Genomic DNA, 10536 nt, shown 5'->3' with positions numbered 1-10536 from the left:
TGTAAAGCATGCCGCCAGCGTTCAATCTGAGCCAGGATCAAACTCTTTCGTTTAATCACTGTTACTACTTAATTGCGCTCGCTTGCTTAAAACTCAGAATCAACAAGTGTGTACTTGTTACTTCTGTCTTAAGTGCGAGTGCTGGTCAAACCAAGCACTCACACTCATCGGCTGTAGATTGTTAAAGATCGTTGCTCTGACACAGAAAAACTCGCTAAACTCTTCGTTTCGCTTCGTTTCCTTCACTGCGTCAGCAGCAGAGAGGCCGAACTATACCGGCCACCTCCAAACCCGTCAACACCCCGCACCACAAAAACTCCGACTAGTGCGACAAGTGCCTGTTTTTAAAGGACAGCAAATCAGCAGCGGCATCCCCCCCACCCGCTCCTGTCGCACCAGAGCCAACTGGCAGCACAGTGCAAAGCCAGTATGTCCACAAATACAGCCACTGGTATCAGCCGCAAGCCCATGCAGAAAAAGGGCCATGAGTGCATACATATAAAAACGGCGGCATGCGCACATGCCACCGTTTTCAAGTTACGACCATGCCCGCAATCAGGCTTCCTGGTGCCCCTTCTTCTTGCGCAATCGGAAATAGGCAAGCAATAGACCAAGCATGCCCTTGATCAATGGACTGCGAAAACGGGTGAGGAGCAGTTTCAGCACTCCGGCATACGGACCAGCGGCAGGATCAGACGGAGCAAACCAATCATCAATCAGCCGCAATGGCTCAGATAGCTCTTGCCCCGCCCTGCGCAAGGAAAGGCGATGCTGACGGGCACGAAGCTGCAGCAATTCCTTGCGAATGGCACGCAATTCCTGACCGGACCTATTCATTCCTCACCTCGCCTATCGCGATCCAGCATGCGGCGCAACTCACGCACCTCTGCCAGCGAAGCGGAAAAAAGAGGCTCCGCATGAACCAGACGCTGCCGCAACCGCCAGGCAGCGAAGCCTGCTCCCGCCGCGTAAAACGTCAGCAGGGCTAGCGCAGCCTCCACCCGATGCGTATCCCAGAACAAGATCAGCAGCAGCACCGAAAGCAGCAAACCGACAAGACCGGAAAAGATCGCCAGCATACTGATCCAGAACAGATGCCCCAGCCAGCACTCAACCGCTTCCTGCAACTCAATTCCGAAAAGCTCGGCCGACACCTCGGCCAAGCTCAAGGAGTGCGAAAAAAAATTCCGTAACTGTTCACGCATTGCCATGCTTTACCGGCGGGAAATCAGCATACCGACCAGCACACCGACCGCCGCGGCAATACCAACGGCCTGCCAGGGATGCTCATGCACATAATTATCCGTCGCCCTGGCAGCATGCTTGGCACGTTTCACTACCAGTTCCTCGGCATGCAGTATCTGGCCTTTGGCCACACGCAGGCGCTCGGCCACGCGTGCATACAAGGCCTGCGCCTCGCTGCCGCCAGCTGCCGCAGCCTGCGCCAGCAACTGCTCGGCATCCTGCAGCAATTCTTGCGACTCATCGAGCATTTCGCTGGAACGTTGTTCATGACTCATGACACTTACTCCTGAAGAATACGCATGGACAAATCGGTGGCACTGATATCCTTGGTCAGCGCACCAACAGAAATCCGGTCTACCCCGGTTTCGGCTATCTGGCGGATTGTCTGCAGACTCACCCCCCCCGACGCCTCCAGCACGGCTCGACCAGCCGTTCTGACTACGGCGGCAGACAGATCATCAAGGCTCATGTTGTCGAGCAGTACCGATGTAGCTCCTGCCGCCAGCGCCTCGTCAAGCTCGGCCAGACTCTCCACTTCAATCTGGACACTCACCCCTCTCGGCGCCAGTGCAAACGCAGCCTGCAATGCCGCAGCAATACTTCCCGCGGCTGCAATATGGTTTTCCTTGATCAGGATGCCGTCATACAAGGCTAGCCGCTGATTGCTTCCGCCACCAACACGGACTGCATATTTCTGTGCCAGCCGCAGCCCTGGCAGCGTTTTTCGGGTATCAAGCACGCAAGCGCGCGTACCCAGAACGGCTGAGGCAAAAACTGCTGTGCGTGTTGCCACCGCTGACAGAGTTTGCAGAAAATTCAGTGCACTGCGCTCTGCGGTCAGCAGGCTGCGCGCACGCCCCTGCAAGCGGCACAGCACGTCCCCAGCCTTGACTCGCGCACCTTCAGTCACCAGCCACGCCACGGACACCGCCGGATCGACCTGCCGGAACACCTCATCAAACCAGGGACGACCGCAAATCACCGCATCTTCACGCACAATTACCGCAGCCTGCGCCTGAGCATCTTCAGCAATCAGTTGCGCAGTCCAGTCACAATGCCCGACATCCTCGGCCAGTGCCGCAGCGACATTGGCAGCCAGCACCTGACCCGGAACACCTTGCTCAGTTTTTTCACTCATTGATTCACAATCTCTTCAACATCGGATCATGGCATGCACACAACAGCCTGGCCGTACCAGAGGTGCACGCCCTACACGAACATCATCCCCGCCCACGCCGATAAAAGCAAAAGACCGGACCCAGCCAGCCACACCACCAGCGGCAAAACAGGAGCAGCAAGCAAGACCATGCAGCGCCTAACGCGGCAGGTGGTAATTGAAAAACCGCATCACCGTTTCCGGCAACCATATCTGCTTGCCGGGCGGATGGCCACTGACAAAACCGACGTGCCCGCCTTCATCTGGCTGCATGAGCACGACATGCTCGGAAACATCCTCCACTCCCGGCAGGCTGGCCGCAGGAATGAATGGGTCATTTCTGGCATTGATGAGCAGCGTCGGCACCTGGATGCCTGGCAGCCACGATTTGCAACTGGCATCCCGCCAATAGTGATCAACACCATGAAAACCATGCAGCGGGGCAGTAACCAGGTCGTCGAACTCGCGCAGGGTACGCGTCCGCCGCACCCGGTCCGCATCAATGAACGGGTTGTTGTTCAGCTTGAGTGCCGCCAGTGTTTTGCCGCGCAGGGTGCGCAAAAACTCGCGGGTGTAAATATGACGGTTGAAACCCCGATCCAGAGCAATGCCCGCCGCAGCCAGATCGATTGGCGCCGACACGGCAATCGCACCGGAGAGGATGTCGCGCGCACGCCCCCCCTCTTCACCCAGCCATTTCAGCAGGGCGTTCCCGCCCAGTGAAACCCCCACCGCAAAAATGGCGGAACCGGGAAACTGGGCCTGTATGCGTCGCAGCATCCAGTCGATCTCGGCCGAATCACCAGCATGATAGGCACGAGGGAGACGATTCGGCACATTGCCGCAGGTGCGGAAATGCGGCACCACGCCAAACCAGCCCTGCTGGCGCACCCGGCCAATGATCGAGCCCGCATAATGACTGCGCGAGCCGCCTTCGAGACCGTGAAAAAGAACCACGACCGGCTTGCCAACCCGGCCATCCACCCAGTCTGCAACAACGGCGTCCATGTCAGGAGTGATCCAGCCTTCACGGCGCCAGGGCAGGTGACGGCGCCAGAACATCAGCGCCGGATAGAGTGTTTGTGCATGCCCGCCTGGCAGCCAGTGTGGCGCACGGTAGGGGGGCAACAATAGATCGTGGTCTGACTGCATAGAGCGCAGTTTGGCTTAAGACGGCCCGCAAATCCAGCAAGGTGTGGCGCCGCACCGACAAAACAAAACCCGCCATTCCGGCGGGTTTTGTTATTGCTGCAAACCGAACGAGCGATTTACTCGAGGCCGCGGCTCTGCAGGTAATCCTCATAACCGCCAAGGAAATGCTCGTAAGTGCCATCACCATTGAGTTCCAGCACCTGCGTGGCCAACGAGGACACGAACTGACGATCGTGCGAAACGAAAATCAGTGTGCCCTTGTAGAGTTCCAGTGCAATGTTCAACGACTCGATGGATTCCATGTCCATATGGTTGGTCGGCTCATCCATGATCAGCACATTCGGCTTCTGCAGGATCAGCTTGCCATAGAGCATGCGCCCCTTCTCGCCACCGGACAGCACCTTAACCGATTTTTTCACATCATCGCCACTGAACAGGAGGCGGCCGAGAATGCCGCGGATCACCTGGTCATCATCGCCCGGCTGACTCCAGTTCTTCATCCATTCGAACAGCGTTTCATCTTTCTCGAAATCGATTTCGTGATCCTGGGCGAAGTAGCCAGGCTGCGCCTTTTCTGCCCATTTCACCGAGCCGGCATCGGGCTTGAGCTCACCCACCAGCAGCTTCATCAGCGTGGATTTGCCCACACCGTTGCCGCCGATCACGGCGATTTTCTGCCCGGCTTCCAGAATCAGGTTCAGGCTCTGGATCAGCGGCTTGTCAAAGGACTTGGACAGGTTGGTCGTCTCGAAGGCCTGGCGGTGCAGCTTGGCCTTGTCGTCCATATCGAAGCGGATATAAGGATTCTGACGCGAGGACGGCTTCACCTCGACCATATTGTCCTTGATCTTGTCAGCGAGCTTCAGACGGCTGGTCGCCTGGCGGCTCTTCGACTTGTTGGCGGCAAAGCGCGCGGCAAAGGCCTGCAACTCGGCAACTTTCTCCTTGGCCTTGCTGTTGTCGGTCAGCAGGCGCTCACGCGCCTGCGTGGCCGCCAGCATGTAGTCATCGTAATTGCCCGGATAGATGCGGATTTCACCGTAATCGACGTCGGCAATATGCGTACATACCTGGTTCAGAAAGTGGCGGTCATGCGAAATGATCAGCATGGTGGAATCACGCTCGTTCAGCGTATTTTCCAGCCAGCGGATGGTGTTAATGTCCAGGTTGTTGGTCGGCTCGTCCAGCAGCAGTACATCAGGATTGGAGAACAGTGCCTGAGCCAGCAGCACGCGCAGCTTCCAGCCCGGTGCCACTTCGCTCATCGGGCCGTTGTGCAGCTCGATCGGGATGCCAGCGCCCAGCAACAGGGCGCCGGCACGTGCTTCCGCCGTGTAGCCATCATATTCAGCCACCTTGCCTTCCAGTTCGGCGGCGTGCATGTAATCGTCTTCAGTTGCTTCCGGGTTGGCGTAGATCGCATCTCGCTCGTGAATGGCGGCCCAGAGTTCGACATGTCCCTGCATCACCACATCGATGACGCGCTGATCTTCGTAGGCAAACTGATCCTGTTTCAGCTTGCCCAGGCGAACGCCAGGCTCAAGGCTCACATTGCCGGCAGTTGGCTCCAGATCGCCGCCCAGGATTTTCATGAAGGTGGATTTGCCGCAACCGTTGGCGCCGATCAGACCATAGCGGTTGCCGTCGCCGAACTTGACCGAAACCTTCTCGAAGAGCGGTTTCGCGCCGAATTGCATCGTGATATTGGAAGTACTGATCATGGTTTACGTGTCACAAGCCATTGCCGCAGAACAAGCCGGAAAGGCTGCTCGCAGCAGTAAAATAAAATGAAAGCAGCGGCCCGCTCGGAAAGCGGGCCGCATAAACCACTGAATTTTAGCACAAACAGGCCTTCTCATGCCGCACACCGCGCCCCGACTTCAGCAGATCGAGCCCTTCCACGTCATGCGCATCCTTGCCGAAGCTCAGGCACTGGCTGCTGCGGGGCACGATGTCATCCACCTGGAAGTCGGCGAACCGGACTTCCCGACGCCACAGCCGGTGATCGATGCCGGCATTGCGGCACTGGCGCAGGGCAACACTTTTTATACCGGTGCCTGCGGACTACCTGCGCTGAGGGAGGCCATTGCCGGGTTCTATGCCGACCGCCTTGGCGTGCATATCGACCCCGCACGCATCATCGTTACGCCCGGCGCCTCGGGCGCGCTGCAACTGATACTGGCGTTACTTGTCGGCCGTGATGACGAGGTGCTGCTGACCGACCCCGGCTATCCCTGCAACCGGCATCTGGTCAGCCTGTTCGAAGGCCGCCCGATCAATGTGCCGGTCAATGCCGCCAACCGTTTCCAGCTGACCCCGGAACTGATTGCGCAGTACAGCACACCGCGCACCGTGGCAACCCTGCTTGCCAGCCCGGCCAATCCCACCGGGGCCATACTGCAGCAAGACGAAATCGCCAAATTACTGGAGGTATGCAGCCAGAGCCATCAGCAACTAATCGTAGACGAGATATACCAGGGGCTGGTATATGAAAGCGCGCATGAAACCGCACTCGCCGTCAGCCAGGAGCTGTTCGTGGTAAACAGTTTCTCGAAATTCTTCCAGATGACCGGCTGGCGACTGGGCTGGCTGGTCGCGCCGGACTGGGCACTGCCGGAACTGGAGCGGCTGGCGCAAAACCTTTTCCTGGCGCCCCCCACGCCAGCGCAGCATGCCGCGCTGGCAGCGTTCTCGCCTGAGACACTGGCAATACTGGAATCCCGCCGGCAGGAATTGCGCGCCCGCCGCAACTATCTGTGCGATGCGCTGGACAGCCTCGGCCTGAAGCTCCTTGCTCAACCCGATGGCGCCTTCTACCTGTGGCTCGACTGCAGCCCGTTTGCCGAAGATGCCGAAGCCTTTGCCGCAGGTTTGCTGCAGGACGAAGCCGTCGCCATCACGCCGGGACGGGATTTCGGCCAGCATGGCACCCGTCAGGCACTGCGGATTGCCTACAGCCAGCCACTACCCCGACTGGAAGAGGCCGTTGTCCGTTTGTCACGCTATCTGCAGCGCTATTGCACTGCCTAGCCCCTCAGATTACCCTGTTAGCAAGCAAATCAATCCCCTGGATACCAAGAGTATATGTTTGACTTCAAAGGCTTGATCAGCGCCCTTTTCCAGAAAAAGGGCCAGGAAGGGATTCATGATCTCAAGTCTGCCACCCAGATGATGCAGGAGCTCCCAGAGAGCGACATCCTCAATGCCCAGATCGAAATCGTCAAAGCGCTGCAGCAGCTCAATACCAATCCGAAGGTCAGCCTGAAGGAGCGCCTGCGCACCGTCCCCTACCTCGACGAAAAAGCACGCGGTCTGCAGACCCACCTGATCGACATCTATTACGGGCGCCAGATTGACACCGGCGCTACGCCGCAGCAGGTATTGCCCACCATCCTGGCATTCTGGAACGACATGGGCGAAGCTTACCGGCTGTGCCTCAAGCAGGCTGCACAGGCCAATGCACGCGGCATGGAAAAACAGCTGCAGCAATGTGCACTGCGCGCCATCCGGTATTTTGGCGAACACATCAAGTGGGCCTATCTGCGCTATCTGGAACTTGACCCGCGCACCTGGCGCCGTCTCAACAAGCTCTACCAGCATGCCGAGCAGTACGGCTTCGCGATGGCGCCACAGCATGCCTATGCCGATACGCCGGGCGAAACCATCCGGCACGAATACATCCGCATCCTGATGCTGTCGCTTGCCAACCCCGACAAGCTGCAGCCCGAACAGATCGAACTCGTCAGCGACTGGCTGGGGCGCTGGTCACACCGCATCGACCTGGAAGACCAGATCAGGCCGAACCGCCAGCTATTCGCCGTCAACATCGCCGGCTCGTCCCCCCCCAAACGCCTGCGCCGCGACATGGTCGGCGAGAACTGGCGCTACTGGTACACCGAAGCATTGACGCAATACCTGAAGGATGTGCTGGAACAATTGCAGCGCGGGACCGACCCGAAAGACCTCGATCTGCCCGCCCAGTCGGCAACGCCAGCAAACCTGGATCTGCTGCAGGAGCTGATGGCCTGGTGGTCACGCGACACACCTGCTCCGGTGCGCAAGACCGAACGCCACACCATCAGCAAAAAGGTCTTCGTTCGCCGTGGCTTTGCCAGCATCCTGCAGAAAATCGCCACACCCGAGGCACACGGCAACCGCAACGACCTGTTCCAGTGGGACGTCGTCAACGAAAGTGCAACCGGCCTAGGCGCCAGCTATCAGGGCCTGCACGAAGACCATCTGCGCGTTGGCGAAATCGTCGGCATCAGCGAATCGGCTACCACCGCGCCCAGCATCGGTATCGTGCGCCGCATCAACAAGCGCCTGGATGGCCAGGTCAATGTCGGCATTGAAACGCTGACCCACTCACCGATACTGGTCGAGCTCTCTGCTCTGGACGGCGGCCCCGCCAGCAAGGCACTCTATTCACCGGAAAACACTACCGCCTACCAGAGCCGTTTCCTGATCGTGGCCGAAGCGGATTACTCCGAGCAGCGCGAATGCCGCCTCTCCGCGCAGGGCAAGGCCTACCGGATCCGGCTCGCGCCGGCCATGGAGCGGGCAACATCCTGTTCGCTGGCCAATTTCTCGGTACTGGAAAAACTGGGCTGATACAGAAGTGCTGCACGGCAGGGATTCTTTTGTTAAACTCCTGCCCCTGATGTGCAACCCGCGCGGTTGTGCCGGCAAGACGGAAGCGTGGCTGAGTGGTTTAAGGCAGCGGTCTTGAAAACCGTCGGGGATTTACGTCCCCCGTGAGTTCGAATCTCACCGCTTCCGCCAATCTTCGTGCAAAAAGCCCTGCCTAGCGGGGCTTTTTGCTTATATGCACGGTGGATGCAGCGAATCGTTTACATTGCTGCGCGAGCAGACCCGGGCCGCGAGGCCGGCAAACAAACACTGCCACCTGGTATATCCCCATAGCCCTTTCGAGTAAAAGGCTGCATGGCAATACATATACAGGTATCAGATCAAAACTTATGGCAATTTGCCGGCGCTGACCAGGCGCGCCATGAGTGCAGGCGTGGCCAGCCAGGTCGTCAGATCGTCATAACTGTCGTCGGCCGGCCGACTGACGAAGGTCACGTTGCTATCGCTGTTTTCCAGCTCGTCACCCACCGCACCCGCAACTTGCGCTCCATCAGGCTGATAGCCGCCCCGCCCGTTGGCGCCATGCGAAACCACCACCGCAGGCAGAGTCGTAGCCAGATTGCTGCCAGCAGCAGCCCTTACCGTCAGGACTCCCGGTGTGCTGAGCGTGAAGCAGGGCTTGCTGCTTCCCCCTGCTCCGCACGGTGTTGCAGCATCCAGCTTCGTAAATGCCGGACTGACGCGATAGGTCAAGCGCCGGCCCCAGGAGTCCGTCTGCGGCACCCCCAGCGTCACCCAGGGAATCACCCCCTGCAGCAAGGTGCATTGACCGCTGGCATCACGTGCAGCGCTTTCCTCGCCGGCACCGGCGCTGCCTTCTGCCAGCGTGGCACTGGCAGGACAAGGCAGGCGGTTGTTGATCAGCAGGTAGCCAAGCAACGCTTCGCGGGCCTGCTCGATGGCCGTCTTGCTTTCATTCAGGCGCCGGGCTTCCAGCTGCGCGGACAGAGGCCCCAGCATGGCGCCCAGCATCAGGCCGATGATCACCAGCACCACGACCATTTCCACCAGCGAAAAGCCGGCTGGCCGGCATTTACCACGCATGCGCTTCACGGCACTCTCCCATCCTGCACAGATACATCACGTCATTGCTGCCGGGACCTGGCAAAACATAGGCATCCGCCGCTGCGCCACTATCCGTCCAGCCATCCTGGTTGGCGGCGTCTTCCAGATAATCGCTGAGGGCATAGCCCGGCTTTACATCCGTGCCGGCCAGGCGGACTTGCCCGCCCAATGGTGGCCCAGGAAGGATGAAAATCGCGTCGAAGCTACCGCTCACACCGGCGACGATCGGATCCTGGCAGCCGCCACCATTCACTGCGCCAACCGCATAATAGATGCCGCGATGCCAGACATTCTGCACATACCAGAGCGAGCCGGGCTGCACGGGCGTTGTACCGGGATAGCGTCTGGGGACGATACCGCGACAAAATCCGGCGGGCTGCGGGTTGCACGCGGCATTGGAGGTGCTGTTGCGACAGATGCTGTCGGCAAGGCTGGCCGGCTGCGGGTAAAGGCTACCGTTGGCCTGCCAGTAGTCGGCTAGCAGCGTCGTTACTTCAGCACCCAGCCGCAGGTTGATTTCACGGAATAGATCTGCAGCGGTGATGAAAACCAGCTGGTCATTGGCCTGCTCATTGGTGGCAACCGCCGGATTGTAGGCCGGAACGATGAACGGACCACTAGGTGCGCTGTTATCAAGCCCTGCGGCCCTGTCCAGATAATCGGCTACCGTATTTGAGGGCCTCGCCTGCCCACCCTGCGCCGGCCCGGGGGCGAAAATCACGGCAAGCGCGCGGTTGCCTGGCTGGGTCAGCACGGTGACACCATCGCTGGCAACAATCTGCAGGCTGGCCAGAACATCGTTATTCACTTTTGCGGATGCATTCGCCGTATTGCGCTTGGCATAGGCAAGATCGACCGCCAGCCACAAGGGCTGGCCATATCCGTCCAGCGCAGGAGCGATACCCAGTGTGCGCCATGGCAGACGGCCAATGCGCGTTGTGGCTGTTGCTCCATTGCACGGCAAACTGGACGAACCAAGGGCAAGATCGGTGAGCGCATAGCGGTCCGGGCAGGGCATCTCGCCGGGATTGCAGGCGGTGCCAGCGCCTCCGCCGCTGCAGTTCCCCGAGCCAGCCGTTCCCATCTGGCTGACCGACCAGCTGATGACGGCCTGCCTTGCGATCTGCAAGGCTTCGGCGCTGCGCTGGCGCTTGATTTCATCGGGGTTGATGTGTCTGACCGCAGCGATGATCAGTGCTGCGGCAGCCACTCCCAGCAGCAAAAGGAGCAGCAGCAAGGTAGCTCCGCGCGAACGCTGCGGCCTCCGC

The 10536-nt window shown here is 59.3% G+C and carries 10 protein-coding genes and 1 tRNA gene; 3 read left to right on the top strand and 8 right to left on the bottom strand.

Features of this window, described 5'->3' with window-relative positions; genetic code table 11:
- Positions 1-555: 555 nt before the first annotated feature.
- From H559_RS0110110 to H559_RS0110085, 6 genes are all read right to left on the bottom strand, one after another.
- Positions 556-816: a hypothetical protein gene (locus H559_RS0110110; RefSeq protein WP_155845367.1), complete on the bottom strand. Its 261-nt coding sequence runs from the start codon at positions 814-816 to the stop codon at positions 556-558.
- Between the two features lie 17 nt (positions 817-833).
- Positions 834-1211 (bottom strand): phage holin family protein, encoded by a 378-nt coding sequence (locus tag H559_RS19795; RefSeq protein ID WP_081412984.1) that lies wholly within the window; start codon positions 1209-1211, stop codon positions 834-836.
- A 3-nt stretch (positions 1212-1214) separates the two neighbouring features.
- Entirely contained in the window at positions 1215-1520 is a 306-nt protein-coding gene (locus H559_RS0110100; RefSeq protein ID WP_028452616.1) for an ElaB/YgaM/YqjD family protein, read from the bottom strand.
- A 5-nt stretch (positions 1521-1525) separates the two neighbouring features.
- Positions 1526-2383 carry a carboxylating nicotinate-nucleotide diphosphorylase gene (gene nadC / locus H559_RS0110095; RefSeq protein ID WP_051279244.1) on the bottom strand — a complete coding sequence of 286 codons (858 nt, stop codon included), beginning with the start codon at positions 2381-2383 and terminating at the stop codon, positions 1526-1528.
- Positions 2384-2560: 177 nt separating this feature from the next.
- Positions 2561-3529, bottom strand: a complete 969-nt coding sequence (locus H559_RS0110090; protein ID WP_308417170.1) for a YheT family hydrolase — start codon at positions 3527-3529, stop codon at positions 2561-2563.
- 140 nt (positions 3530-3669) lie between these two features.
- On the bottom strand, positions 3670-5274 hold the full coding sequence (locus H559_RS0110085; RefSeq protein WP_028452613.1) for an ABC-F family ATPase: 1605 nt from the start codon (positions 5272-5274) through the stop codon (positions 3670-3672).
- Positions 5275-5410: 136 nt separating this feature from the next.
- On the opposite strand from H559_RS0110085, the gene H559_RS0110080 reads away from it, so the two are divergent.
- The 3 genes from H559_RS0110080 to H559_RS0110070 all read left to right on the top strand — a co-directional run bounded on the left by H559_RS0110080 (position 5411) and on the right by H559_RS0110070 (position 8335).
- Positions 5411-6583 (top strand): pyridoxal phosphate-dependent aminotransferase, encoded by a 1173-nt coding sequence (locus H559_RS0110080; protein WP_028452612.1) that lies wholly within the window; start codon positions 5411-5413, stop codon positions 6581-6583.
- A 54-nt stretch (positions 6584-6637) separates the two neighbouring features.
- Positions 6638-8164 carry a cyclic-di-GMP receptor FimW-related protein gene (locus H559_RS0110075; RefSeq protein ID WP_028452611.1) on the top strand — a complete coding sequence of 509 codons (1527 nt, stop codon included), beginning with the start codon at positions 6638-6640 and terminating at the stop codon, positions 8162-8164.
- An 81-nt stretch (positions 8165-8245) separates the two neighbouring features.
- Positions 8246-8335: transfer RNA gene (locus H559_RS0110070), tRNA-Ser, on the top strand.
- A gap of 195 nt (positions 8336-8530) precedes the next feature.
- Here the strand turns inward: H559_RS0110070 and H559_RS0110065 are convergent.
- Positions 8531-9247 (bottom strand): type II secretion system protein, encoded by a 717-nt coding sequence (locus tag H559_RS0110065; RefSeq protein WP_028452610.1) that lies wholly within the window; start codon positions 9245-9247, stop codon positions 8531-8533.
- Entirely contained in the window at positions 9237-10505 is a 1269-nt protein-coding gene (locus H559_RS0110060; RefSeq protein WP_028452609.1) for a hypothetical protein, read from the bottom strand. Before H559_RS0110060 ends, H559_RS0110065 begins: the two co-directional genes overlap by 11 nt.
- Positions 10506-10536 lie beyond the last annotated feature (31 nt).

The sequence above is a fragment of the Chitinilyticum aquatile DSM 21506 genome (assembly GCF_000430805.1).
In the GTDB taxonomy this organism is placed as follows: domain Bacteria; phylum Pseudomonadota; class Gammaproteobacteria; order Burkholderiales; family Chitinibacteraceae; genus Chitinilyticum; species Chitinilyticum aquatile.
The sequence above is the reverse complement of the archived record's forward strand: the minus strand, read 5'-3'. Positions and strand labels throughout refer to the sequence as shown.